Raw genomic sequence first — 24,071 nt, 5'->3', positions numbered from 1 at the left:
TGACCTGCGGGGAGCAAACTTTGAGAGCCGAAAGATCGGCTCAGGTGGCCGGCTTCATTTCGGAATGGTGGCCGACATCAAATCGGAAGCACGGCCGGCTTCAAATCGGAATCGGTGGCCGGATTGAATCGGAATTCGCACATAGCGCTAGCCTCGCGGCTCAGCATCTCGGCGGTGACATGGCGGTCGCTCGCCATGAACAAGAGGCTGCATAAAGCAAGCCTCTGGGGCGTGGCGTCGAGGGCCGCCATCTGAAGTTTCGCGCGCATATGGCGGCCAATGGGATCAAAGCGCTCCGCGCCTTCCTCGGTATCGCAGCTTTCGCAGCCATCGATCATTTCGCTAATTATTTGATGTCGCATCGGCAAAGCCCCGCCGCTCGGTTAAAACATCTGCGACCTTGTTGTTCAAAGGCGTAGATGGCGAGCAAAAAGGCACGGGTTAGAATAGTTCTAAATTTTGCAGCCGCAGCAGATGCGATCCGCGTCTCTCCGTCTGGCCACGAGGGATCTTCACGCCGCGCTGGATTCGCTCTTGTCTTTGCGGGGGCGTCTGGACGGAAACAGCGACCGGGCTTCGCCGCGCAAAAGCTTCTTCACAGCGCCGGCCGCGACGATCTCGCCATTATTGACGAAAGCCTCGTGATTCGCCTCGATCTCGTCGAGATCATAGAGGTAATTGACCATGATCGACGCCGATTCGCGCAGCCCCTTGGCGGAAAGATCGCCGAGCCAGTTGATTCGCTCAAGGCGCGCCCCATTTCCGAGATGGAAGCGCGCCACGGGATCGACCGGCCGCCCCTTGGGTGTTTTGGCCTTCAGGAAATATTCCGCGGCGAGCGGCTCCAGCACCCGGCGCAAGGACTCCCGTTTGTCCTCGGCTTCTATCCATTCCTGATTTGCGAGCATCTCCCGCAAGGCTGGATCGATTTTCGTGAGGGGAGCGTTCTCGCCTGCCGAAAGCCATTTCATCAGACCGGGCACAGGCGACAAAGTGACGAACTGATCGAGGCGCGGAAGCTCGCGGCGCAATTCCTCGACCACTTGCTTGATCAGGAAATTGCCGAAGGACACGCCCGCCAGTCCCTGCTGGCAGTTGGAAATCGAATAAAAGACCGCTGTCCGCGCCTTTTCGATATTTTCGTGCGTCCGGTCCACCGCCAGCAGGCTCTGGACATTATCAGGTATCGCGGCGGTGAGCGCGACCTCGACGAAAATCAGCGGCTCGTCGACAAGCGCGGGATGGAAGAAGGCGTAACAGCGCCGGTCCTGCGGATCGATACGCCGGCGCAGATCGTCCCAATCATGAATCTGGTGGACGGCTTCGTATCGGATGATCTTTTCGAGAATATTCGCCGGCGTTCCCCAATCAATGTGGCGTAGGACCAAAAAGCCGGGGTTGAACCAGGATGCGAACAAATGCACGAAATCCGCATCGAGCAGAGCCAGATCCGGATTGCCGCGACTGAATTTCAAAAAATCCGCGCGCATGGCGACCAGATCGCGGGTCGCCCCCGGCGCGCGATTGAGCCGGCGGAACAATTCCTGCCGACGCGGCTCGGTCAGATAATGCAGTCGCGACGCCGCGGCGGCGTCCGGATTGCTGTCATAGGCGGCGACAGCCTCGTCAAGCTGGTCGAGGTCGGGGCCGAAATCACGCGCCAGGCTTTCGAAAAAATCGCCGCGCGCCGCCTCCGGCAGACGCGCATAGGCGTTCAGCGTCTCGCGGGCGATCAGGGCGCCCGTCGCCTCGCCACGGCCAGAGAGCAGAGCCTCGCAAAGCGACAGCACGTCCGTGGCGGCCACAGGCGCTTCGCCGAGCGACCAGACGCCACGGTCAAGCAGGCTGCGCCCGCGTTCGGCGATGCTCGTCAACAGGTCTGAAAAGAACGCATTGCTCATAAGGGCTCGCTCCCGTCATCAGCCACCGACGCCCCTCCCGTGCCACCCGCAAGGGGAACCGGAACGAAACCGGACCCGCCTTCGCAAACTGGCCGCAGCTCTGTTGACTGCGCCGGAGCAGTCTCAAGCCTAAAACGCGTGAAATTAAGGCCGGGTTTCCGGCGGCCCGCCGTCGCTCATCTCGCGATAAGGACCTGACGGCATTCCGCGGGAAGATTGGCCATGGTGATCGGCGGCTTCGGCTTGGCGTTTGGATTGAGCCTCGGATGGAGGATCGAATCCCGGAACCACCAGTCGAGCGAGGCGTTGCAGCCGTCGCCCGGCGGCACGGGATCCTGCTCCTGGCAGGCGGCGCCGCCATCCGGACAGGCGATCCGCACATGGAAATGGTAATTGTGCCCGTAATAGGGGCGCACCCTGTTCAGCCAGGAGCGGTCGCCGGTCGTGTCGCGGCACAGGGCTTTCTTGATCGCAGCGTTGACGAAGATGCGCTCCACGACCGGATCATGCGCCGCCGCCCGGATGATCGCGAGCTGGCCGCGCGTCCAGACCAAGCGATCGACGTCGAGGCCATCCTGGCGCACCATATTGACCGCCGACATTTCCTCCCGCTCCCGGCGCGACAGTCTGCGGTCTGGCATGGGCGTGAGCCAGATGTCCGCGTCGAGGCCGATCTGATGCGAGGAATGGCCCGTAATCATCGGCCCGCCGCGCGGCTGCGAGATGTCTCCGACGAGGATGCCCGGCCAGCCCGCCTCGGCAGGCGCGTGTGAGGAAAGGCGTTCAAGAAACCGGATGAGATTGGGATGGCCCCAATTGCGGTCGCGCGAGACCCGCATGACCTGCCAGGTTTCGCCATCGACCGGGAGCGCCTTGGCGCCAGCGAGACAGCCATGCGAGTAAAAGCCGATCGAGCGCGCGGCCAGATCAGCGGGCTCAGTCGCCCGGCCAAACAATTCCTTCGCCGGCGTCGCCGGATCGTTGGGACGCGCCAGGGGCGGCAGCGGCTTTGGATCGACCGATCCCTTTTCCTGCGCCCGGGCGGAAAGACCGAGCGGAAGCGCGAGGGACAGCGTCGCGAGGAGGCGCAGGACTCGGCGATGGGAGGCTTTTCTCGACCGCATTTCGTCAACCTTTATTTCAGTTCGAACTTTACTGCGCCGCCCGGAGTTGAAATGCTCAAGCAAGATCTTTTCAGTTCGAGTTCCCCGGGAGCCTGCCATGCGTAATTTGGCTCAATTCCTTTGCATGTTCGTTACGCTTTTATTTCTTCCCGCCGCCGCCGAGGCGAAAGTGCGGGTTTCGATCGACCTGTCGAGGCAGACGATGAATGTGCAGGCCTCGAATGGCGAGAGCTATTCATGGCCGATTTCTTCCGCACGGGCCGGATATGTGACGCCGCGGGGCGTCTACTCGGCCAAGAGCCTGCAAGCGATGCACTATTCGAAAAAATATCATAATTCGCCGATGCCGCACTCTATTTTCTTCCGCGGCGGCTATGCGATCCACGGCACCTATGCGACCGCTGCGCTGGGCCGCCCCGCCTCGCATGGCTGCGTCCGCATTTCGCCGGCCCATGCGGCGAAGCTTTATTCCCTTGTCCGGGCGGAAGGCGCGACCATCTCGATCAGCGGCTCTCCTCCGCCGAGCCAGCATTTTGCGAGCGAAACCCATCGCCATCAGCGCCAGCACCACCGTTACGCGATGAGTCATCAAGGCGCTCCGTCGCCGGTCATGTCCTACGCGCCAACGCAACATCATGTCGCGACGGGAATTTTCAGCGCCATCATGGGTGAATGAGGATCAGGTCGCGTCGCTTTCGACGCTTTCGTCGAAGCGCAGCTTGAGCACGATGATCAAAATGTTCAGCGCGATAGTGATCACGTTGAACAGAATGATCGAGACCGAGCCGAGCAACACGCCATAGACCAGCCACAGGACGCAGCCCGTCACGAAGGTCGCCTGAGTGATCAGGGAGATGGATCGGCCGTCACGGCTGCGTATGAGCTTCAGCGCCTGCGGAGCCCAGCACAAGGTCGTGAGCGTTCCCGCCATAAAGCCGACGATTTCCGTTTCAAACGTCACGCGTTCGTCCTCGCGTTGGAGCGATCGCTTCTCTTAAACGCCCCCGAAGAACCGCGCCATCACCCGGGCGGTATAATCGACCATGGGCACGACCCGCGCGTAATTCAAACGCGTCGGTCCGATAACGCCGAGAACGCCGACGATGCGGCGCTGCGAGTCGCGGAACGGCGCCGCGACCATCGACGATCCAGAAAGCGAGAACAGCTTGTTCTCGGAGCCGATGAAAATGCGAACGCCCTCGCCGTCCTCGGCCCGCGCCAGCAGGTCGATCACGTCCTTCTTGGTTTCGAGATCATCGAACAGCAGGCGAATGCGCTCGATATCGGTCGTGGCGGTGACATCTTCGAGCAGGTTGGCCTGGCCGCGCACGATGAGATTCTGCGCGGCGCCGTCGGGACCGCCCCAGCTCGCAAGCCCTGCGCTGACGAGGCGCGCGGTCAAGGAATCGAGCTCTTCCTGAGCGGCCGCGCGCGACATTTCGATTTCACCGCGCACCTGGGTCAAGGTCCGGCCTCGGATCCGCGCATTGAGATAGTTGCCCGCCTCGATCAATGACGAAGGCGGCAGATCCGACGGCACCGGCAGGATGCGGTTTTCCACCGACCCGTCTTCCGAGACCAGGATCGCCAAGGCTCTTTCGGCCTCAAGGCGAACGAAATCGACCTGCTTGAGCCGGTTGTTCTCCTTGGTGGTCAGGACAACGCCAGCCCCGCGCGTCAGGCCCGAGAGCAAAAGACCCGCGTCGGCGAGCGCCTCGTCCACCGTCTGTTTGCGCGAGGCGGCCAATATCTGCGTTTCGATCTGGCTGCGTTCCTGATCGGTCAGGTCGCCTATCTGCAGCAGAGAATCGACGAAGAAACGCAACCCCAGCTCGGTCGGCAAACGGCCGGCGCTGGTGTGCGGCGAATAGACCAGCCCCAGCTCCTCAAGATCCTGCATGACATTGCGCACCGACGCAGGCGAGAGCGGCATCTGCAGGATGCGCGACAATTGGCGCGAGCCGACGGGCTCGCCATGGGCGAGATAGCTTTCGACGATATTTTTGAAGATCTCGCGCGACCTTTCGTTGAGACGCGTCAGCGCCCCGGCGCCCGAGACGGGAAATTCTGGATAAGCTGCCATGAAATGATATTTACGCGCCATTCGCTGGCGCGCAAGCCGCCGAGAAGCGGAAAGCGCAAATACCAAAACCCCGCCGAACGGATCGGCGGGGCCAAAACTTCAGAATAAAAGAAATGTCAGGCCTGGGCGGCGAGCGCCGCGACGCGAGCGGTCAGGCGCGAAACCTTGCGCGACGCCGTGTTGCGGTGGACAATGCCCTTCTGCGCGGCGCGCATCAGGATCGGCTCGGCGACTGCCAGAGCGGTCTTGGCGGCAACCTGATCGCCAGCGACAATCGCTTCTTCGACCTTGCGGACGAAGGTGCGCATCTTGCTGCGACGCTGGCGATTGACCGTGGTGCGGCGCTCGATTTGACGGACGGCCTTCTTGGCCGATTTGGTATTCGCCATGCTAATCCCCGGACGAAAGCGCGCGCCTCATGTCAGCGGTCGCGCCGTCTAAAAATGATGACGGCGCCTCAAGCAGGCGCCGCGTGTGAAGGCGCTTATAAGCGCGAAAGGGGCGATCCGTCAACGCGGGATTTTGGGCGCCCGCCTTGACGAGGTCAACGATTCTTGAAATTGGCCTGACGCTTTTCGATGAAAGCCGCCATGCCTTCCTTCTGATCATGCGTCGCAAAGGCGGCATGGAAATTCCGCCGCTCGAATTTCACGCCTTCGGTCAAGGTCGATTCATAGGCGGAATTGATGCAATCCTTGATTTGCATGGCGATGGGAAGAGACATGGACGCGATGGTCGCCGCCGTACGCAGCGCCTCGTCCACCAATTGCTCCGCGGGAACGATGCGGGAGACAAGGCCGGAGCGCTCCGCCTCCTGCGCGTCCATCATGCGGCCAGTGAGACACATCTCCATCGCCTTGGCCTTGCCGACAAAGCGCGCGAGCCTTTGCGTCCCGCCGGCGCCGGGGAGAATGCCCAGCTTGACTTCCGGCTGGCCGAATTTCGCGTTTTCCGCAGCCAGGATGAAATCGCACATCATCGCCAGTTCGCATCCGCCGCCCAGGGCAAAGCCCGCGACCGCAGCAATTGCCGGCTTGCGGAAGAAGGAAAGCCTCTCCCAGCTGCGGATGGAATCGCTGAGATAGGCGTCCATATAGGTCAGCGATTGCAGTTCCTTGATGTCCGCGCCGGCGGCAAAGGCCTTGTCCGACCCGGTCAGGACCAGCGCCCCGATGGTCGGATCGTTCTCGAACGTGACGAGAGCCGCGTTCAATTCCTGGATGAGGCCGGAATTCAGGGCGTTCAGCGCCTTGGGACGATTGAGCCGGATCAGCCCCACCGAGCCGTGGATTTCGACGATGATGTTTTCAAAGGTCATGAATCACCCTTCCGGCTCCGTCGCCAAATGGTTATCGGAGCCGGACCGGATTGGAAAGGGGCGCCCTCAGAGGCCTTCGAACAGCGCGGTCGAGAGATAGCGCTCGGCAAAAGAGGGTATGATGATGACGATGTTCTTGCCTTCCGAACTCGGACGCGCTGCAACCTGAAGCGCCGCCGCGACGGCCGCGCCGGAGGAAATGCCGACCGGCACGCCCTCGATCCGGGCGACCTGGCGGGCCGTCTCGATCGCCGTGGCGCTGTCGATCGTCACGACTTCGTCGATCACGGCGCGATCCAGCACAGGCGGGATGAAGCCGGCGCCGATGCCCTGAATCTTGTGCGGACCCGGCTGGCCGCCGGAGAGAACCGGCGACTCTACGGGCTCGACCGCGATGATCTTCACGCTGGGCTTGCGCGCCTTGAGCACTTCGCCAACGCCTGTGATAGTGCCGCCCGTGCCGACGCCAGAAATGATGATGTCGACCTCGCCATTGGTGTCGTTCCAGATTTCCTCGGCGGTGGTGCGGCGATGAATCTCGGGATTGGCGGGATTTTCGAACTGCGCCGGCGTGATGGCGCCGGGCGTCGAGGCGACAAGCTCCGCCGCCTTGGCGATCGCGCCCTTCATGCCCTGCGCCGCCGGCGTGAGCACGAGCTCGGCGCCCAGCAGCGCCAGCATCTTGCGCCGCTCGATGGACATGGACTCGGGCATGACGAGCTGCAGCTTATAGCCGCGCGCGGCGGCGACGAAAGCGAGAGCGATGCCGGTATTGCCCGAGGTCGGCTCGATCAGGACGGACTTGCCGGGCGTAATCTTGCCCTGGGCCTCAAGCGTATCGATCATGGAAACGCCGATACGATCCTTGACCGAGGCGATCGGATTGAAAAACTCGAGTTTGGCGAGCAGCTTGCCCTTGACGCCGCGCGCCGCCGCGATGCGATCGAACCGCACCAGAGGCGTGTCGCCGATGGTCTGCGTGATGGAATCGTAGATCTTCCCGCGACCCGGCTTTTTCGCCGATGTTTCCGGGCTGGTGGCGTTCGTCATCACGGTGCTCCCTGTCGGCGTCACTTTCGCCGCGGTGAAAATAACAAACCTGATATATGCTGTCGACTAAAGCTCTGCCCAAAGAAACCGCATGGCTTGTCATGTTTACGACGAACCGGACTCCCGCCCGGTGGAGCCAAAACCGCCGGCGCCGCGCGCCGTATCCGAAAGCGCCTCCGCCACGATCAAACGGGCCTGAATGACTGGCGCCACCACCAGTTGCGCGATCCGGTCGCCGCGCGAAATTTCAAAGGGCCGGTCGCCGTGATTGATGAGGATGACGCCCACTTCGCCACGGTAATCGCAGTCGATTGTGCCCGGCGTGTTCAGCACCGTCACGCCATGTTTCAGGGCCAGGCCTGAGCGCGGACGCACTTGCGCCTCGAAACCCTGAGGAAGCTCCAGCACGAGTCCGGTCGGCGCCAAGGTTCGCGCGCCGGGCGGCAAGACGACGGGCGCGTCGGCCGGAACGGCGGCGACGAGATCGAAACCGGCCGCGCCCTCGCTTTGATAGGCCGGAAGCGGTAGACCTTCGCCATGCGGCAAGCGCTTGATCCTGATTTCCACCTCAAAACCCTTTACGCTGCGCCAGAATTTCCACGAGATGTTCGACCAGCATCGCCGCCGCCGCATCCTTGTCCAGCTTGGGCCAGGATGTCGCGCCTTCCGCGGTGACGATGACCATCGTGTTCTGGTCGCCGCCCATCACGCCGCTCGCAGGACTGACGTCATTGGCCACGATCAGGTCGCACCCCTTGCGCGCGAGCTTCTGCCGCGCATGTTCGACCAGCTTTTCGGTTTCCGCGGCGAAGCCGACCACCAGACCCGGCCTGCCGTTTTTAAGTTGCGAAACCTTGGCGAGAATGTCGGGATTCTCCACCAGCTTCAAATCTGGCGGCCCCTTCTTCCCCTTCTTGATCTTTTCCGCATGGTCGCCGGCAACGCGCCAATCAGCGACGGCCGCGGCCGCAATGAAAATATCGCAGGGGAGGGCCGCTTCCACGGCAGCGGCCATTTCCCGCGCCGTATCGACGCGAATGACGGGCACGCCATCCGGGAGCGGAAGCGTCACGGGCCCCGAAACGAGAATGACCTCCGCGCCTGCCGCCCGGGCCGCGCGCGCGATCGCATAGCCCTGCTTGCCGGAGGACCTGTTGGCGATATAGCGAACCGGGTCGATCGGCTCATGAGTCGGCCCCGCCGTGATGACGATCTTTTTCCCCGCGAGCGGGCCGCGCGTCTCGGGTACGCCACCCAAATAGGCGCGAATCGCGGCGAAAATCTCGTCCGGCTCCGCCATGCGGCCGAAACCCGTTTCGCCGCAGGCCATGGCGCCCTCGTTCGGGCCCACGAACATCATGCCGTCGGCGCGCAATTGCGCATGATTGCGCCGGGTCGCGGGATGCTCCCACATGCGCCAGTTCATCGCCGGCGCGGCGAGCGCGGGCTTGTTCGACGCCAGCAGCAAGGTCGAGGCGAGATCGTTCGCCAGCCCATGCGCGGCCTTGGCGAGCAGATCGGCGGTGGCGGGCGCGATCACGATCAGATCGGCCTGCCGGCTCAATTCGATATGGCCCATTTCCGTTTCATCGGTCAGCGAGAACAGGTCTTCAAAGACTTTCTCGCCGCTCAGGCTGGCCAGAGACAGGGGCGTCACGAATTGCGCCCCGGCCTTGGTCAGCACCGTTCGCACCTGAATTTCGGCGCCGCGCAGCAAACGGATCAGTTCCAGGCTTTTGTAAGCGGCAATGCCGCCTCCGACGATCAGCAGAACAGACGGTTGTTCGATGGGCGTCGTCATGGCCGCGCGTCCTCAACGCAAGAGCAGGACAATGATGATGATGCAGGCGAAGGCGAAACCGTAACGCCAGAGGCGATGGCTGGCGGCATTGGCCCTGCCGATCGCCTGAACCGTCTGGGGCGCCAGCGCGAGTCCGCCTTCGGCCATGGACTCCAGCTTCTCAGCGATGCGGCCAGCGCGCGCGAGCATATCCGGGGTTTTCGCGGCGACACGCGCGAGCGCGGCGAGGCTTTCGCTGGCGTCGGCGATTTTGCCGCGCGGGCCGAGATTGTCCTCGATCCAGCTCCGCACCACAGGCTCCGCCGTGGACCACATGTCGAGACGCGGATCGAGCGAGCGCGCAACGCCTTCAACGACGACCATGGTCTTTTGCAGCATGACCAACTCGATCCGCGTATGCATATCGAAGAGCGCCGTGATTTCGAACAGCAGCGTCAGCAGCTTGGCCATCGAGATTTCATCGGCGCGCCGCGAATGAATCGGCTCGCCGACCGCGCGGATCGCCTGGGCGAAATCGGCGACGCTGTAATGGGCCGGCACATAGCCCGCCTCGAAATGGACTTCCGCCACGCGCCGATAATCGCGCGTGATGAAACCATAGAGAATCTCGGCCAGGAAGCGCCGCTCCTTGAGCCCCAGCCGGCCCATGATGCCGAAATCCACCGCCGCGAGACGACCCTCCGGCGTGAGGAAGAGATTGCCGGGATGCATGTCGGCGTGGAAAAAACCGTCGCGCACGGCATGGCGCAGGAAGGACTGGATCAGGGTGCGCCCCAGACGCGGCAGGTCGGCGCCCGAACGCCGCAAGGCCTCGACATCGGAGAGCGGGACGCCCTCGATCCATTCCAGCGTCATGACTTCGCGCGCGCAGCGGTCCCAATCGACCTTCGGCACCAGGAAATCATCGTCGCCATGGGTGTTTTCAGCAAATTCGGAGGCTGCCGCCGCTTCCAGACGAAAATCCATCTCGATCTTGACGGAGCGCGCCAAGGTGTCGACCACGCCGATCGCGTTCAGCCTTTTTGCTTCGGCCGAGAACCTTTGGGCCTGCCGCGCGGCAAAAAACATGTCGCCAAGATCGCGGCGGAACCGGCGCTCGATGCCGGGACGCAGAACCTTGACCGCCACCGGCTTCTCGACGTCGTCTTCGACGACCTTGGCGCGATGAACCTGCGCGATGGAGGCGGCGGCGACCGGCTCGCTTAGTTCCGAAAAACACGCGCCAATGGGTCGTCCGAACGCCTTTTCGATGACGCCCACTGCGGTTTCGCGCGGGAAAGGCTCCATGCGGTCCTGAAGGGCTTCCAACTCGCGGGCTACGGCGACTCCGACGACATCGGGCCGCGTGGCGAGCGTCTGACCGAGCTTCACATAGGAAGGGCCGAGCCGCGCGATCGCGGGGGCCAATCTGGCCATGCCGCCGTCCTTGCGGGCGACGAGCCCCGCGAGCCAGAGCGCCGGCCGCGCCTCGACGGGCAGGGCCGCGGCGTCGACGCCGGAAAATACGCCTTCCCGCGCCAGAATGAAGCCGGCGCGCGCGAGACGAAGGACATGTCCGATAGTGGCGAACACCGAAAAGGCTCGATTCGTTACAATTTCCAGCCGGAATGGATGGCGACGACGCCGCCGGTGAGGCGGGTGAAGCCCACGCGCTGAAAACCGGCCTTTTCGATCATGGCCGCGAAATCTTCCGGGGCGGGGAACTGGCGGATGGACTCCACCAGATAGCGATAGGGCTCCGCCTCGCCGGTGACCAGCCGGCCGATCGCGGGGATCACCGAAAAAGAATAGGATTCATAAATCCTGGCGAGCGCGGGCGCCTCGACATGGGAGAATTCAAGGCACAGGAAACGCCCGCCGCGCTTGAGAACGCGATAGGCCTCGGCCAGGGCCTTGTCGATGCGCGGGACGTTGCGAATGCCAAAGGCGATCGTATAGGCGTCGAATTGCCCATCCGGGAAGGGCAATTCCTCAGCATTCGCTTCTACAAATTTAAGCTGCCGGGCAAGGCCGTTCTTCTCGGCCCGTTCGCGGCCGACGCCCAGCATGTCGGGATTGATGTCGAGGACCGTGACTTCCGTCTTCGGCCCGCCTGCGCGCGCGACGCGGAAGGCGATGTCGCCCGTTCCGCCGGCGACATCGAGATGCTTGAAGGGCGAGCGCTTCGAAGGCTGGACCTTGGCGACGAAGACGTCTTTCCAGACGCGGTGCAATCCGCCCGACATCAGATCGTTCATCACGTCATAGCGATGCGCCACCTTGTGAAAGACGTCGTCGACGAGAGTCTGCTTATCGTCGAGGCGCACCTCCGCATAGCCGAAATGCGTCCGCGCATCGGCGTCCTGATCCGGCGCCGGGTCTGACGGGTGCGCGTCCTGCATGAATTCCACTCCCAGAAACGAGCGGACCATAGCGCGGTCGCTCCAGCATGGCTATCTATCTCGTCAAGCGTGGGAAATGAAGGGGAAGACATGCCGGAATTGCCGGAGGTGGAGACTGTCCGCAGGGGGCTCGCGCCGACGCTCGTGGGAGCCCGAATCACCCGGGTCGAATTGCGCCGTCCCGACTTGCGTTTTCCCTTCCCGCCCGATTTCGCGAAGCTCTTGCAGGGCCGGCGCATTCTCGGCCTTGAACGCCGCGCAAAATATCTCATTGCGTCGCTCGACGACGGGGCCGCGCTCATCGCCCATCTCGGCATGAGCGGCTCCTTTCGCATCGAAGGGAAGGGGGAGCCGCCGGGCGCTTTCGCCCTTCCGCGCTCAAAGAATCCCGCCCATGACCATGTCGTCATTCATCTCGGCGAATCATCCGTTGTCTATAATGATCCGCGCCGGTTCGGCTTCATGACGCTGGCCGCGACGGAGGCTCTCGCGTCTCATCCCTTTTTTGCGGAACTGGGCGTGGAGCCCCTCTCCAATGGATTCAATGCCGAAACGCTCGCTCAGCTTTTCGCCGGACGGAAAACTTCGCTCAAGGTCGCCCTGCTCGACCAGAAGCTCATAGCCGGTCTTGGCAATATCTATGTCTGCGAGGCGCTGCATCGCGCGGGACTGGCGCCCGACCGTCCGGCCGGCGACGTGGTCGGGAAGGCCGGCGCGCCGGGAAAGGCCGCGGAAAGACTGGCGCGATCCATCCGCGACGTCTTGGAGGAAGCCGTGCTGGCAGGGGGATCGTCGCTTCGCGACCATCGGCAGGCGGATGGCTCGCTCGGCTATTTCCAGCACAATTTTCGTGTTTACAACCGCGTCGGAGAGGCTTGTCCAACGCCGGGATGCAGAGGAATAATCGAGCGGCGGGCGCAAAATGGCCGCTCGACCTTTTTCTGTCCGAAATGCCAGAAGTGAACGACGGGAGCGCGCGTTTGGCCAAGGGAGCGCGGCTGGTCAAGAAAGCGATGGGCTTCGACGCCCTGTTCAAGGCTTTCCGCCGCAGCGATACGGCTGAAATCGGCGCCATCGACATCGCCCATCAGGACCAGACCTTCAAGATCGCGCTCAAGCGAAACGGGGCGGCGCGGCGCTTCACGCTCCGAGTGCGGGGCGCGACGGGCGACATCGTGCTGACCATGCCCACGCGCGCCAGCCTGGATCAGGCGCGGGATTTCGCGCAGGCTCACGCCGGATGGCTGGCGAGCCGAATCGCGCGCTTGCCGCAGCGCGCCCTCATTGTCCCCGGCGCGAAATTGCCTTTGCGCGGCGTCGAGCATGTCTTGCGCCATTGCCCGAGGCCGAGCGTGCGGCGCGGACCGGTCTGGATCGAGGAAATCGACGGCGTCTTGTCGCTTTGCGCGACCGGCGAAATCACCCATTTCGAGCGCCGGGTCATCGCTTTTCTTCGGGAAGAGGCGCGCCGCGACCTCGAACGCGCGGTTCGCCTTCATGCGGCGAAGAGCGGCCGCCGGCCAATCAGCCTGACGCTGCGGGATACGTCGAGCCGTTGGGGCTCATGTTCCTCCAAGGGCGCCCTGAATTTCTCCTGGCGGTTGATTCTCGCGCCGCCCTTCGTTCTCGATTATCTCGCCGCCCACGAAACGGCCCATCTCAGCCATCACGATCATTCGAATGCATTTTGGGCTTTGACGAAAAGCCTTTGCCCGCAAACCACGAAGGCCGAAGCTTGGCTGAAGGCTTATGGCGCGCAATTGCATCGCTATGGAGGGAAAGCGGGCGGGGCCACGGACAGTCCTAGCGCCGGATGAAGCTCAGATAGGCGGGGCGCCGTCCTTCGCGGAGCGCCTTGGCTTCATAGCGCGTTCCGGGCCAACCGGCCCAAGGATGAATCCAGTCCTCGACGCTGCGCGCCGGCCAAATGAAATCGGGCGACCGCAGAATTCTGGCGAGCGTCCATCCCGCGTAATCGTCAATATCGGTGGCGAAGCGCAATTCGGCGCCCGGCCGCATGACACGAGCGAGACGGGCCAGCAGGGCGTCCGAAACGAAACGCCGCTCCTTGTGGCGGCGCTTCGGCCAGGGATCGGGATAAAGAAGACAGACGCCTGACAGGCTTTTGTCTGGCAGCGCGTCAATCAAATCGCCGGCGTCGCCGGGATGAATCCGAATATTGGAAAGAGCGCGCGTCTCGATTTCGACGAGCAGTTTGGCGACGCCATTGACGAAGGGCTCGCAGCCGATATAGCCGCGCTCGGGATGCGCCTCGGCGTCGGCGGCGAGATGTTCGCCGCCGCCGAAGCCGATTTCCAGCCGCAGATCGTTCTTGCGATCCGGAAAAAGCCCTTTCGGGTCGTCGAGTCGCTGCGAGAGGTCGATCTGGAGCTGCGGCAGCAGGTTTTCGACCAGGCCAGCCTGATAGGGCCGCAGGGTCTTTCCTTTGCGCCTGCCGTAGAGGCCCGCGTCGCGACGAGCGCGACGCGGCTGTTCCGTATCAACCGAGTTCATCAGGAGCCGAATTCAGGCGAAATGCGCCTTGAGCTTGTCGACCAAATCGGTCTTTTCCCAGGAGAAGCCGCCATCGGCGTCGGGCGCGCGGCCGAAATGGCCATAGGCGGAAGTCCGCGCATAGATCGGGCGATTGAGGTGAAGGTGCTCGCGGAGACCGCGCGGCGACAGCCGAACAATCTTGAACAGCACTTCCTCCAGCGCCGACTCGTCGACCTTGGCCGTGCCATGGGCGTCGACATAGATCGAAAGAGGCTCGGCGACGCCGATCGCATAGGCGAGCTGGATCGTCACCCGATCGGCAAGCCCCGCCGCAACGACGTTCTTGGCCAGATAGCGCGCCGCATAGGCGGCGGAGCGATCCACCTTGGTCGGATCCTTGCCCGAAAACGCGCCGCCGCCATGGGGCGCCGCGCCGCCGTAAGTGTCGACGATGATCTTGCGGCCGGTGAGGCCCGTGTCGCCGTCCGGTCCGCCGATCACGAACTTCCCCGTGGGATTGACGTGCCAGACGGTGGCGTCGGAGACCCAGCCATTCGGCAAGGCCGCGACAATATAAGGCTCGACGATCTTGCGAACATCTTCGGACGTCAGGTCCTCATCGACGTGCTGGGTCGAAAGCACGATCTGGGTCACGCCGACCGGCTTTCCGCCGACATATTTCACCGTGACCTGGCTCTTGGCGTCCGGGCCGAGCTTGATCGCATCGCCTTCGCCAGACTTGCGGGCCTTGGCGAGCGATTCGAGAATCTTATGCGCATAATGAAGGGGCGCCGGCATGAGATCGGCCGTCTCGTTGGAGGCGTAACCGAACATGATGCCCTGGTCGCCCGCGCCTTCGTCTTTGTTGCCCGCGGAATCGACGCCCTGGGCGATATCGGCCGACTGCGCGTGCAGCAGGATTTCGACCTTCGCCTTGTCCCAGTGGAAACCGGTCTGTTCGTAACCGATGTCCTTGATCGCCAGGCGCGCGGCCTCTTCGATCTGCTCGTGCGAAATCTTGGGGCCGCGCACTTCGCCGGCGATCACCACGCGATTCGTTGTCACCAGCGTTTCTGCGGCGACGCGGATCTGGAACGGATCGATCCCGGCCTTCTCGGCCTCACGGTAATAGAGATCGACAATCTCGTCGGAAATCCGGTCCGCGACTTTGTCGGGATGCCCTTCGGACACGGATTCGCTTGTAAACAGAAAATCGCTGCGGGCCACGAACGCTCTCCAAATTCAAGACGGGGGCCGAGATGCGGACGGCGCCCTGGCTGGGATTCCATTCCGCCTTTAGCCTTCCGCACTTCGCGGAACGAGGCGCCTGACCTCATGTCGGGGCCAGACTGAACCAAAGGCGCGTTGCGCGAAAACGGGGAAGAAAGCGCGCGGCATCACTGCGCAAAATCCTTTCACGCCACCTCGGCAACGAATGAACAGCCCACCATTACAAAGCTGGCGTTCGTTTCGTCAAGCGATTTGAGTTGTTTTGTTCGATATAACGAACGCTGGCGCTTTTCATCCCCGGGGTTGAAACAGGGCTCAGCCGGTGTTTTCCGCCTCGGCGAGCACGGTAACAAGATCCACGATTCTCTTGCGCACCTTGGGATCCGACAGGCGGGCGAAAGCCCGGTTGAGGCTCAGGCCCTCGGCGGTCATCACGAAATCGCTGACCTTGTTCTCTTCCGCGCCAGCCTCGGCGAATCCGCCGTGAACGACGCCATCGGAGGTCGGGGCGCCCTTGAAGAAATAGGCCAGGGGCGTGCTCAGCGCGTCCGAAATTTGCTGCAGGCGGCTGGCGCTGATCCGGTTCGCGCCCTTTTCATATTTCTGAATTTGCTGAAAGGTCAGCCCCAGGGCTTCGCCGAGTTTTTCCTGGCTCATGCCGATGAGCATCCGGCGCATGCGAACCCGCGCGCCGACATGTCTGTCGATGGGATTTGGGACTTTTGTCACGGAGATTCGCGCCTGTAGGATTGCAACCCTAGTTTGCGATGGCCGCTGACCTAAAGTCAAATCCTGCGAGGGCGAATAAAGGCGCCGACGAGGACAAAAATCCACAAGATGATCGGGGCGACATAGGGATATCTGGAGAACAATGTTGGTGGAATCGCTTTTGGCAGCGCTCCATCGACGACCGCCTCGATCCCCAATGGCGCCATAGCGACTGTCCGGCCATAGGGATCGAGGATCGCCGAAATGCCGGTATTCGCCGCCCGAATCATGGGCAGGCCCTGTTCGATCGTCCGCAGCCGCGCCTGTGCGAAATGCTGGTAGGGACCAGAAGTGATTCCAAACCAGCCGTCATTGGTGACATTCAGCATCACGCCGGGGCGCAACGGCTGGGAACCGATCCGATCCGCGATTTCATAGGGGAAGATCGACTCGTAACAGACCATTGGAAGGACAGGAGGCAGGCCCGGCGCGGTCAGGAAGCGCGACGACTGGCCCGAATTGAAGCCGCCCGGTATGGCGACGAATTGGGAAATCCCCAGACGTGCGAGCGGCCCGGTGAGGGGCAGATATTCGCCGAACGGGACAAGATGCCTCTTGTCATAGCTTTCCTTGACCTCGCCGCCGAAAACGACCTGGATCGCATTGAAATATTGCGCTTTGCGTCCCTCGCCCTCGGCGCGGGCGGCGCCGGTGAACAGAACCGCGTTCTGAAGCCGCGCCGCCAGCAGGGATAGCGCCGCTCCGTCGCGGGAAAGAATGAAGGGAAAGGAGGATTCGGGCCAGAACAGATGGGTGACGTCGCCCACTCCGCTGGTCTGGGGCGAGGTCGCGCGATCCGACAGGCTGATGTAATGCTCCAGCAGATGATCCCGGCGATCGGCGCGAAAATCCTCCAGCGGAACATTCGGTTGCACGATCCGGATTTTGACGCCCTTGACCTCGCCGGGCGACGCCGACAAACGAACTGATCCAAACAGGGCGAGGCCCGCCAGGAGAGCCAGCGCGGAAATTGGAACTTTCCTGCCGCTTGCGCCCGCCAGCAGCGCGGGGGCAGCGAAAATCAGGACCGACAGGATCGTCAGTCCGTAAAGGCCCCAGATCGAAGCGGTCTGGGCAAGAATGAGATTCCCGCCGAGAACCATCCCGAAATCGTTCCAGGGAAAGCCGGAAAGAAGGAAGCCGCGCAGCCATTCAGCCGCGCTCAGCCCCGCTGCGAGCGCAAAGACTCGCGCCGGCCCGGCCGACCATAACAGCCGCGCGAATATGAAGCCTAAAGCGGTGAAAACGGCCAGAACGGCCGGCAGGCCGAGCACGCCGAGAGGCAGAGCCCAGGCAAAGCGATCGGCTTCGGCCAGGAAGGCGGCGCCCAGCCACCACAGGCCCGCGACGAAATAGCCAAAACCCAGCCACCAGCCCGCGCCAGCGGCGCGCCTTAAACTCGACCAGACCGAATCCGCCCCGGACCCGTCGATCAGCCAGACGGCGAGCGTCATCGGCACGAAAAAGGCCGGGAAAAACGCGACCGGGGCCAAAGCCAGGGCGCCGATGGCGCCGCCGCCAAACGCGATCAGGCGGCGACGCCAGGACTCGGCAAGGATTACGCGCTGGGCAAGTACAAACATCGGGCGTTCCCGGCAGGGAGGCGATCCGGCGACGCCGCGCGGCAAAATTCACCGGATCGGGGCGCGGATCAAAAAACGAACGGGATTCTAGTTCGGCGATTGCGGGGATGCGAACCTCGGCCGCGCCGAAGTTCAACTTTCCCCCAGGAAAGGGCGAGAGGGATCTGACCCCGCGCCGAATTCATTCGGGCGGAGGTTCGGGCGCGGCGGCCGATTTTTCGTCGATGAGGCGCAGCTTCAGCCGCTTCACCCGGCGGGGATCGGCGTCGAGAATGTCGAATTCGAAATCCCGGCCCGGACTGGCGACGACTTCGCCGCGAATCGGGACGCGCCCAGCGAAGGCCGCGGCGAGGCCGCCCAAAGTGTCGACCTCTTCGTGTTCGCCATGAGCCGACAGGTTCAGCCCCGTGCGTTCGGACGCCTCCTCGAGACCCACGCGCGCATCGGCGACAAAAATTCCCGGCGCGACCAGTTCGATTTTCGGACTTTCATCGAGATCATGCTCGTCTTCGATATCGCCGACAATCATTTCGACAATGTCCTCGATCGAGACCAGGCCATCGGTTCCGCCATATTCGTCGATCACCAACGCCATATGCGTGCGGGTCGCCTGCATTTTGACGAGAAGATCCAGAGCCGGCATGGACGGCGGCGCAAACAGGACGGGGCGCAGAATGCCCGCCGTCTCAAGCGAAATGCCGAGATCGACCGGCATGAGCTGAGCGTTTTCGTTCGCCACAGGGTCCGCCAAACTGTCGGACGCCGGGGCTCCATTTGATCTAATCCGGCGCTGCGCCAGGCTTTTCTCGGCCTCCGCGGCGACGAAATCGACGAAATCCCTGATGTGAACCATGCCGCGGGGATCGTCGAGCGTCTCGCCGATGACGGGAAAACGTGAATGGCCAGCGGTGCGAAAGGTCGCAAGTACGGCTGCGAGCGACGCTTCAATCGGCACGGACAGGATATCGGCGCGAGGCACCATGACGTCACTGACCCTGACCTCATGCAGACCCAGCACATTCTTGAGCATGGTCCGTTCTTGAGGGCTGAAATCGCCGGCGACCGAGGCGTCGTCGAGCGCGTCCTCGATATCATCGCGGATCGAGGCTCCGCTCATTCCGAACAGGGACCTCAGTCGTTCAAGGACGGAGCCGCTCGGTTTGCCGGGACTTCGCTCGACAGAAGGCGTTTCCTCAATGTCCCGTTCAGGCGCGCCCATTGACTTCGGTCTCTCTATGGTTGTCTTCGCAATAAGGGTCTTCAACGCCTAAGGCCCGAAGAATCCGGATTTCCGTCGCTTCCATTTGTTCGGCTTCCACGGATTCTTCATGATCATAGCCCAGAAGATGCAGAAATCCGTGGACGATCATGTGACGGCAATGATGTTCGAGCGATTTGCCCTGTTCCTGCGCTTCCCGCGCGATCGTCTCAAAGGCTAGCGCGATGTCGCCGAGGAATTGCGCCTCTTCCAGAGGTTCTGGCCCCGGAAAGGACAGGACGTTGGTGGGCTTGTCCTTGCTCCGAAACTGACGGTTGAGCTCACGGATGCGCGCGTCGTCGCAGAACAGGAAACTGACCTCCGCGCCTTCCCGGACGTCCTCGCCGGTTTCATCCAAGACCGCCTGCAGGCTTTCGGCGAGAAAGCCGTCCAGGTTCGCCAGCTTTTCCCACTGCGAACATTCCACAGCGGCTTCTATGGCCAGCCTCATGGCGACCAATCCTTGTCGATTGGCGAAGGCGGCGCGGGCCTCTCCCGCTCGCGTCGCGTCGCCGCCTCATAGGCGCCGACGATCCGACGCACGAGATCGTGCCGCACGACGTCCTCGTCGGTGAAAGTCACATGGCCGACGCCTTCCAGCCCTGAGAGCAGCGATATCGCTTCGCTCAGGCCGGATCGCTGGCCCGGAGGAAGATCGGTCTGGGTCGGATCGCCGGTGACGATCATCCGCGAGCCTTCGCCCAGACGCGTGAGAAACATTTTCATCTGCATCGACGTTGCGTTCTGCGCCTCGTCCAGCAGGACGCAGGCGTTCGTCAGGGTGCGCCCGCGCATGAAGGCCAGCGGCGCAACCTCGATCATCCCGGTCTGCATGCCGCGCTCGACCATGCGCGGATCCATGAAATCCTGCAGGGCGTCATAGATGGGGCGAAGATAGGGATCGACCTTCTCGCGCATATCGCCTGGCAGGAAGCCAAGGCGTTCCCCGGCCTCGACCGCCGGCCGGGACAGGATCAGCCGCTCGACCACCCCCTGTTCGAGGAGGGAGACCGCATGGCCGACCGCGAGCCAGGTCTTGCCCGTTCCGGCTGGGCCTGCCGCGAAGACAAGCTCGAAACGCCGCAACTCCCGGATGTAAAGGTCCTGCGCGGCGGTTCGCGCCCTCACCGAGCCCTTCTTGCGCGTTGCGATCTGCTCGAAGGTCGAGCGCGGGGTCGGCGCTTCCTTGGGGAACAAATTGCCTTGAAGGGCGCATTCCTGAATCGCCCCATCGACGTCGCCCATGGTCGCCAGCTGGCCGCTCCGGGCGCGATCGCACAGGATCTGCAACACCCGGCGCGCATGGCCAGCGGCCTCGGCTGGCCCCTTGATGGCGACATGATTGCCATTGGTGTTCAGAACGACATTCAGCCGGCGCTCGATGCGGGCGAGGTTCTGGTCATATTGGCCGAAAACCAGCGAAGCCGTCCGATTGTCGTCAAGCGTCAGCGCCAATTCGACCGATCCACCGTCTGCATTCTGCTCGGCTTTCCCGAACGAGCCATCGGCAAGAGCCATGCTCAGACTTCCTCCCCGGCGCGAAATGCCGGACTCGCGCCCGCCACAAGGCGGCCGAACAATGAATTCGTGCCACAATCGACGATGTCGACCAGCGCGGTCTCGCCGATCAGCGCGTCCGGCCCGTCGACCTGAACAGGCTGGAGATAGGGCGACTTCCCGGCGATCTGCCCCGGACGCCTGCCCGCCTTTTCGAAAAGAACTTCGATCCTGCGCCCGACCATCGAGGCGTTGAAGGCGTGACGCTGGGCCTCGACCACCTCCGAAAGGCGCGCGAGGCGTTCCGATTTGACCTCTTCGGAAATCTGGTCGTCCAGCTCGGCGCCCGGCGTGCCGGCCCGCGCCGAATATTTGAAGAAGAAGGTCGAAGCGAAGCCGACTTCATGAGCAAGCGCCAGCGTGGCCTTGAAGTCCTCTTCCGTCTCGCCGGGAAAGCCGACGATGAAATCCGACGACAGGGCGATGTCAGGCCTTGCCACGCGGATGCGCTCGACGAGACGCAAATAGTCGTCGGCCTTGTGCTTCCGGTTCATGGCGTCGAGAATCCGATCCGATCCCGACTGCACCGGGAGATGCAGGAAGGGCATGAGGCTCGGCAATTCGCGATGCGCGCGGATGAGGTCTTCCGCCATGTCGTTCGGATGGCTGGTCATGTAACGCAGGCGCGCGAGGCCGCCGATCCCGGCAAGGCGCTCGATCAATCTCGCCAGCGACCAATCGCCGCCGTCTTCGCCAATGCCATGATAGCCGTTGACGTTCTGGCCCAGCAGGGTGATTTCGCGGACGCCGGAGCGCGCCAGATGTTCCGCTTCCGCAACGATCTTGCCTACATCGCGCGAGGTTTCCGCGCCCCGCGTATAGGGCACCACGCAGAAAGAGCAGAATTTGTCGCATCCCTCCTGAACGGTCAGGAAAGACGAAACGCCGCGCTGGCGGATCTTCTCTTCCGAGGGCTCGGTCAGATGGTCAAACTTGTCCTCGACGGGAAATTCCGTATCGATCACCGGGCCGTGGGCCGCCTGCCGCAGCATTTCGGGCAAGCGATGGTAGCTCTGGGGCCCCACGACAAGATCGACCGCGCGTTGCTTGCGCAGGATTTCCGCGCCTTCGGCCTGCGCGACGCAGCCGGCGACCGCAATTTGCAGAGCCTTGCCTTCCGCCTTGCGGGCCTCCTTGAGTACGCGCAGCTTTCCCAGCTCCGAAAAGACCTTGTCCGACGCCTTTTCGCGGATATGGCAGGTGTTCAGAACGACAAGGTCGGCGTCCTCGACGTCGCTGGTTTCGACAAAGCCTTCCGGCGCGAGCACGTCAGCCATGCGCGCCGCGTCATAGGCGTTCATCTGGCAGCCATAGGATTTGACGAGAAGCTTTCTGCCTTGGGGCGGCACAGTCTCGGCTTCGGCGCGCGCGATATCGGGATCAGGCTGCAAAATTGAAATGGTCCCTCCGGGACGGCTCTGGAGTCATTCCACCAATAACCGATTTTACCGCCGCCGATAAGAAAGCGCGCGTAATTTTTGGTTCAGGCCTGCAACCTGGCGATCTGGGCCTCAGCGAGCGCGCGCACCCTCGCTTCCGTTTCGAGCGCCACAGCCTTGCGGTCGCTCTCCGGCGCAAAGGACAGAGGTTCGCCAAAATCAATGACGCAATCGACCGGGGCGCTCTTCAGCAGCAGCCAGATATGCGGCGCAAGGTCGGCGTCGCCAAACCAGGCCAGAGCCCGGCGTCCCGCCTCGTCGAGCGGTTCGCCGCGCGCGTGGGTATAGGTGATCGCCACAGGCTGGACCGTCACAGCGGATGTTTCCGGAAACAGCCGAAAAACATCGCGCGCCGCCGCAAAATGCGACGGCTTGAAGCTGAGGACGCCCGCGCCGTCGGTGGAGGTTCCTTCGCCGAATAGCAGGACGTCCTCGCCAGCCACCATCTTTTCCGCCATGGCCGCATTGACGCGCGGCACCTCGGTCCGGCTGTCCCGCCGCACGAAAATCGTGTCCTGGACGCGGGCAAAGGCGCCGAGCAACGGCCAGCCCGCGACCTCGCTCTTGGCGACGAAGCAGGGCGTTTCCCGGCGGGCCAGAGCGAGAATATCGCTCCAGGAGACATGATTGGCGACGATCATGCGCGGCTTCGGCCCAAGTTCCTCGCCCTCGAACCGGACGCGCAGACCGAGGAGCGCGCAGACCGTGCGCGCGAAAAACGGCGGAATCTCGCGCGACAAGGCCCAGCCCCGCCGGCGCGCCAGCCGCTGTAGCGGCACGCCGATGAGATAGAAGCCGCTGAGGGCGAAGATCAGGAGAGCTGCGCGGAGATAGGGCATGGGCGCCGGTTAGGCAGAAGCAATGACCGATTTATGACGAGGGCGATCGGAGCGACATTCATCAAAGAATGCGCCGCATGATCAAGGCATCGCCGCGACCGCCGTCGGACTTCGCGTAATAATTCTTGCGCCTTCCCTCGACGGAAAAGCCGAAACGGCGATAGAGCGCGAGAGCCGCCGCATTGCCTTCCTCGACCTCGAGAAAGACCTTGGCGACGCCGAGCGCGGCCAGCCGCGCCAGATGCGCGGCAAGAAGGCGGCGGCCGCAGCCCTTTCGGCGCGCGGAGGACGCGACGACGACGGTCAGCACCTCCGCTTCATCGGCGGCGCGGCGCGACAGAATGAAGCCCGCCATTTTCGCCCGGTCGAGCATCCCGTCGCCGAAACAGGCGGAATCGGCCAGCAAGGCCTCGAATTCGGACGAGGACCACGGGTGGGCGAAACTGGTTGCGTGAAGATCGGCGCAGCCTGTCGCATCGGCGGGACGAAGCAGGCGCGGCGCGGCGTCCTGCGACGTGGCGCGCCAGAAAAAGGGCGGCTTCATGAGGCGACGACCGGGATCGACGGCTTGATGCCGGGCTTGACGTCCGGCGCCTTGAGGTAAATCGGCCGCGCGGGAGCGTTGGCCGGATCGGCGACAAGGCCGAGCCGCGCCACTGCGAGAATATCGGGCGCGGGAGAGGCGTCGGCGACATGTATGTCGCCGCCATAAATCGCCGCCTCATCGCGCAACAGGATCGCGCCAGAACCGACCGCGCGAATGCGGCCGGCGCCGAGCAGGCGGCAGGCGTCGCGAAGGGCGAGAATGCGGGGCGAGGTCAGGATGCGGCCCGCGGGGCCATAGGCCGTGAAGAATACGTGGCCATGCCGTGCGTCGATCGCGGCGGCGACGATTCCTTCCGATTCCTCAGACAGGAGCGGCGCAGCAAAGGCCGCCAGCGTCGAAACGCCGACCGCCTCGATACCCCGCGCGAGCGCGATGCCGCGCGCGGCGGCGACGCCGATCCGAATGCCGGTAAATGAGCCGGGGCCGACCGTGACCGCGACGCGGTCGATCGAAACGAATCCGCCCTCGACCTGCGCCATGACCCGCGCCACCATAGGCATCAACGCCTCGGCATGGCCCTTGTCCATCGGCACAGATTCCCTGGCCACGGGCTGGTTTTCGCCAGCATCGAGCACACAGACGGAAACGGCAGGCAAGGCGGTATCGATGGCGAGTATGCGCATGGGCCTATGGTCT

Annotated in this window: 26 protein-coding genes; 3 read left to right on the top strand and 23 right to left on the bottom strand. The window is 63.1% G+C overall.

Features of this window, described 5'->3' with window-relative positions; translation table 11 throughout:
• Positions 1-77: 77 nt before the first annotated feature.
• The 3 genes from QZ409_RS16850 to mepA form a co-directional block, all read right to left on the bottom strand.
• Entirely contained in the window at positions 78-338 is a 261-nt protein-coding gene (locus QZ409_RS16850; RefSeq protein ID WP_296713596.1) for a hypothetical protein, read from the bottom strand.
• Between the two features lie 174 nt (positions 339-512).
• Positions 513-1,901 carry a malonyl-CoA decarboxylase gene (locus QZ409_RS16845; RefSeq protein ID WP_296713595.1) on the bottom strand — a complete coding sequence of 463 codons (1,389 nt, stop codon included), beginning with the start codon at positions 1,899-1,901 and terminating at the stop codon, positions 513-515.
• Between the two features lie 176 nt (positions 1,902-2,077).
• Positions 2,078-3,025 (bottom strand): penicillin-insensitive murein endopeptidase, encoded by a 948-nt coding sequence (mepA, locus tag QZ409_RS16840; RefSeq protein WP_296713594.1) that lies wholly within the window; start codon positions 3,023-3,025, stop codon positions 2,078-2,080.
• Between the two features lie 97 nt (positions 3,026-3,122).
• Between mepA and QZ409_RS16835 the strand changes: the two genes are divergently transcribed.
• Entirely contained in the window at positions 3,123-3,701 is a 579-nt protein-coding gene (locus tag QZ409_RS16835) for a L,D-transpeptidase (RefSeq protein ID WP_296713592.1), read from the top strand.
• Positions 3,702-3,704: 3 nt separating this feature from the next.
• Here QZ409_RS16835 and QZ409_RS16830 read toward each other — a convergent pair whose 3' ends face one another.
• The 9 genes from QZ409_RS16830 to ubiE all read right to left on the bottom strand — a co-directional run bounded on the left by QZ409_RS16830 (position 3,705) and on the right by ubiE (position 11,658).
• The gene (locus QZ409_RS16830; RefSeq protein WP_296713590.1) at positions 3,705-3,986 is read right to left on the bottom strand and encodes a SemiSWEET transporter; all 282 of its coding nucleotides are present in this window, start codon (positions 3,984-3,986) and stop codon (positions 3,705-3,707) included.
• Positions 3,987-4,019: 33 nt separating this feature from the next.
• Entirely contained in the window at positions 4,020-5,108 is a 1,089-nt protein-coding gene (gene hrcA / locus QZ409_RS16825) for a heat-inducible transcriptional repressor HrcA (RefSeq protein ID WP_296713587.1), read from the bottom strand.
• A 116-nt stretch (positions 5,109-5,224) separates the two neighbouring features.
• Complete coding sequence (gene rpsT / locus QZ409_RS16820; protein ID WP_283367662.1) at positions 5,225-5,497, bottom strand: 30S ribosomal protein S20; 273 nt, start codon at positions 5,495-5,497, stop codon at positions 5,225-5,227.
• A gap of 155 nt (positions 5,498-5,652) precedes the next feature.
• On the bottom strand, positions 5,653-6,426 hold the full coding sequence (locus QZ409_RS16815; RefSeq protein ID WP_296713585.1) for an enoyl-CoA hydratase: 774 nt from the start codon (positions 6,424-6,426) through the stop codon (positions 5,653-5,655).
• 66 nt (positions 6,427-6,492) lie between these two features.
• Entirely contained in the window at positions 6,493-7,476 is a 984-nt protein-coding gene (cysK, locus tag QZ409_RS16810) for a cysteine synthase A (protein ID WP_296713583.1), read from the bottom strand.
• Positions 7,477-7,581: 105 nt separating this feature from the next.
• Positions 7,582-8,043, bottom strand: coding sequence for a dUTP diphosphatase (gene dut, locus QZ409_RS16805; protein ID WP_296713581.1), 462 nt, complete (start codon positions 8,041-8,043; stop codon positions 7,582-7,584).
• Between the two features lies 1 nt (position 8,044).
• Positions 8,045-9,277: a bifunctional phosphopantothenoylcysteine decarboxylase/phosphopantothenate--cysteine ligase CoaBC gene (coaBC, locus tag QZ409_RS16800; RefSeq protein ID WP_296713580.1), complete on the bottom strand. Its 1,233-nt coding sequence runs from the start codon at positions 9,275-9,277 to the stop codon at positions 8,045-8,047.
• A gap of 12 nt (positions 9,278-9,289) precedes the next feature.
• On the bottom strand, positions 9,290-10,849 hold the full coding sequence (gene ubiB / locus QZ409_RS16795) for a 2-polyprenylphenol 6-hydroxylase (protein ID WP_296713578.1): 1,560 nt from the start codon (positions 10,847-10,849) through the stop codon (positions 9,290-9,292).
• A gap of 17 nt (positions 10,850-10,866) precedes the next feature.
• Entirely contained in the window at positions 10,867-11,658 is a 792-nt protein-coding gene (ubiE, locus tag QZ409_RS16790; RefSeq protein WP_296713576.1) for a bifunctional demethylmenaquinone methyltransferase/2-methoxy-6-polyprenyl-1,4-benzoquinol methylase UbiE, read from the bottom strand.
• Between the two features lie 90 nt (positions 11,659-11,748).
• On the opposite strand from ubiE, the gene mutM reads away from it, so the two are divergent.
• Both mutM and QZ409_RS16780 read left to right on the top strand, forming a co-directional pair.
• Positions 11,749-12,621 carry a bifunctional DNA-formamidopyrimidine glycosylase/DNA-(apurinic or apyrimidinic site) lyase gene (mutM, locus tag QZ409_RS16785; protein WP_296713574.1) on the top strand — a complete coding sequence of 291 codons (873 nt, stop codon included), beginning with the start codon at positions 11,749-11,751 and terminating at the stop codon, positions 12,619-12,621.
• Positions 12,618-13,475 carry a SprT family zinc-dependent metalloprotease gene (locus tag QZ409_RS16780; protein WP_342394855.1) on the top strand — a complete coding sequence of 286 codons (858 nt, stop codon included), beginning with the start codon at positions 12,618-12,620 and terminating at the stop codon, positions 13,473-13,475. The genes mutM and QZ409_RS16780 overlap by 4 nt, the downstream gene beginning before the upstream one ends.
• Here QZ409_RS16780 and QZ409_RS16775 read toward each other — a convergent pair.
• From QZ409_RS16775 to tsaB, 11 genes are all read right to left on the bottom strand, one after another.
• Positions 13,462-14,172, bottom strand: coding sequence for a tRNA (guanine(46)-N(7))-methyltransferase TrmB (locus QZ409_RS16775; protein WP_296713572.1), 711 nt, complete (start codon positions 14,170-14,172; stop codon positions 13,462-13,464). The genes QZ409_RS16780 and QZ409_RS16775 overlap by 14 nt on opposite strands.
• A gap of 12 nt (positions 14,173-14,184) precedes the next feature.
• Positions 14,185-15,381, bottom strand: coding sequence for a methionine adenosyltransferase (gene metK / locus QZ409_RS16770; protein WP_296713571.1), 1,197 nt, complete (start codon positions 15,379-15,381; stop codon positions 14,185-14,187).
• A gap of 318 nt (positions 15,382-15,699) precedes the next feature.
• The gene (locus tag QZ409_RS16765; RefSeq protein ID WP_296713569.1) at positions 15,700-16,113 is read right to left on the bottom strand and encodes a helix-turn-helix transcriptional regulator; all 414 of its coding nucleotides are present in this window, start codon (positions 16,111-16,113) and stop codon (positions 15,700-15,702) included.
• A 56-nt stretch (positions 16,114-16,169) separates the two neighbouring features.
• The gene (gene lnt / locus QZ409_RS16760) at positions 16,170-17,735 is read right to left on the bottom strand and encodes an apolipoprotein N-acyltransferase (RefSeq protein ID WP_296713567.1); all 1,566 of its coding nucleotides are present in this window, start codon (positions 17,733-17,735) and stop codon (positions 16,170-16,172) included.
• A 181-nt stretch (positions 17,736-17,916) separates the two neighbouring features.
• Positions 17,917-18,852, bottom strand: coding sequence for a hemolysin family protein (locus tag QZ409_RS16755; RefSeq protein WP_296713566.1), 936 nt, complete (start codon positions 18,850-18,852; stop codon positions 17,917-17,919).
• An 88-nt stretch (positions 18,853-18,940) separates the two neighbouring features.
• Positions 18,941-19,444 carry an rRNA maturation RNase YbeY gene (gene ybeY / locus QZ409_RS16750; protein ID WP_296713564.1) on the bottom strand — a complete coding sequence of 168 codons (504 nt, stop codon included), beginning with the start codon at positions 19,442-19,444 and terminating at the stop codon, positions 18,941-18,943.
• Positions 19,441-20,511: a PhoH family protein gene (locus QZ409_RS16745; protein WP_296713562.1), complete on the bottom strand. Its 1,071-nt coding sequence runs from the start codon at positions 20,509-20,511 to the stop codon at positions 19,441-19,443. The genes ybeY and QZ409_RS16745 overlap by 4 nt, the downstream gene beginning before the upstream one ends.
• 2 nt (positions 20,512-20,513) lie before the next feature.
• Entirely contained in the window at positions 20,514-21,941 is a 1,428-nt protein-coding gene (gene miaB, locus QZ409_RS16740; RefSeq protein ID WP_296713560.1) for a tRNA (N6-isopentenyl adenosine(37)-C2)-methylthiotransferase MiaB, read from the bottom strand.
• A gap of 92 nt (positions 21,942-22,033) precedes the next feature.
• Entirely contained in the window at positions 22,034-22,828 is a 795-nt protein-coding gene (locus tag QZ409_RS16735; protein ID WP_296713558.1) for a lysophospholipid acyltransferase family protein, read from the bottom strand.
• 61 nt (positions 22,829-22,889) lie between these two features.
• Positions 22,890-23,372 (bottom strand): ribosomal protein S18-alanine N-acetyltransferase, encoded by a 483-nt coding sequence (rimI, locus tag QZ409_RS16730; protein WP_296713556.1) that lies wholly within the window; start codon positions 23,370-23,372, stop codon positions 22,890-22,892.
• Positions 23,369-24,058, bottom strand: coding sequence for a tRNA (adenosine(37)-N6)-threonylcarbamoyltransferase complex dimerization subunit type 1 TsaB (tsaB, locus tag QZ409_RS16725; protein ID WP_296713555.1), 690 nt, complete (start codon positions 24,056-24,058; stop codon positions 23,369-23,371). The genes rimI and tsaB overlap by 4 nt, the downstream gene beginning before the upstream one ends.
• Between the last annotated feature and the right edge of the window lie 13 nt (positions 24,059-24,071).

The organism is Rhodoblastus sp. (assembly GCF_019449565.1).
Taxonomy (GTDB): Bacteria; Pseudomonadota; Alphaproteobacteria; order Rhizobiales; family Beijerinckiaceae; genus Rhodoblastus.
This window is presented reverse-complemented; position numbering and strand designations above follow the sequence as displayed.

Coding starts and splice junctions, on each gene's coding strand:
- QZ409_RS16835 (WP_296713592.1), top strand. CDS start 3,123: ATGCGTAATTTGGCTCAATTCCTTTGCATGTTCGTTACGCTTTTATTT.
- QZ409_RS16815 (WP_296713585.1), bottom strand. CDS start 6,426: ATGACCTTTGAAAACATCATCGTCGAAATCCACGGCTCGGTGGGGCTG.
- QZ409_RS16850 (WP_296713596.1), bottom strand. CDS start 338: ATGATCGATGGCTGCGAAAGCTGCGATACCGAGGAAGGCGCGGAGCGC.
- mepA (WP_296713594.1), bottom strand. CDS start 3,025: ATGCGGTCGAGAAAAGCCTCCCATCGCCGAGTCCTGCGCCTCCTCGCG.
- ybeY (WP_296713564.1), bottom strand. CDS start 19,444: ATGAGGCTGGCCATAGAAGCCGCTGTGGAATGTTCGCAGTGGGAAAAG.
- hrcA (WP_296713587.1), bottom strand. CDS start 5,108: ATGGCAGCTTATCCAGAATTTCCCGTCTCGGGCGCCGGGGCGCTGACG.
- QZ409_RS16845 (WP_296713595.1), bottom strand. CDS start 1,901: ATGAGCAATGCGTTCTTTTCAGACCTGTTGACGAGCATCGCCGAACGC.
- QZ409_RS16735 (WP_296713558.1), bottom strand. CDS start 22,828: ATGCCCTATCTCCGCGCAGCTCTCCTGATCTTCGCCCTCAGCGGCTTC.
- cysK (WP_296713583.1), bottom strand. CDS start 7,476: ATGACGAACGCCACCAGCCCGGAAACATCGGCGAAAAAGCCGGGTCGC.
- lnt (WP_296713567.1), bottom strand. CDS start 17,735: ATGTTTGTACTTGCCCAGCGCGTAATCCTTGCCGAGTCCTGGCGTCGC.
- coaBC (WP_296713580.1), bottom strand. CDS start 9,277: ATGACGACGCCCATCGAACAACCGTCTGTTCTGCTGATCGTCGGAGGC.
- rimI (WP_296713556.1), bottom strand. CDS start 23,372: ATGAAGCCGCCCTTTTTCTGGCGCGCCACGTCGCAGGACGCCGCGCCG.
- QZ409_RS16755 (WP_296713566.1), bottom strand. CDS start 18,852: ATGAGCGGAGCCTCGATCCGCGATGATATCGAGGACGCGCTCGACGAC.
- mutM (WP_296713574.1), top strand. CDS start 11,749: ATGCCGGAATTGCCGGAGGTGGAGACTGTCCGCAGGGGGCTCGCGCCG.
- rpsT (WP_283367662.1), bottom strand. CDS start 5,497: ATGGCGAATACCAAATCGGCCAAGAAGGCCGTCCGTCAAATCGAGCGC.
- QZ409_RS16745 (WP_296713562.1), bottom strand. CDS start 20,511: ATGGCTCTTGCCGATGGCTCGTTCGGGAAAGCCGAGCAGAATGCAGAC.
- QZ409_RS16775 (WP_296713572.1), bottom strand. CDS start 14,172: ATGAACTCGGTTGATACGGAACAGCCGCGTCGCGCTCGTCGCGACGCG.
- ubiE (WP_296713576.1), bottom strand. CDS start 11,658: ATGCAGGACGCGCACCCGTCAGACCCGGCGCCGGATCAGGACGCCGAT.
- tsaB (WP_296713555.1), bottom strand. CDS start 24,058: ATGCGCATACTCGCCATCGATACCGCCTTGCCTGCCGTTTCCGTCTGT.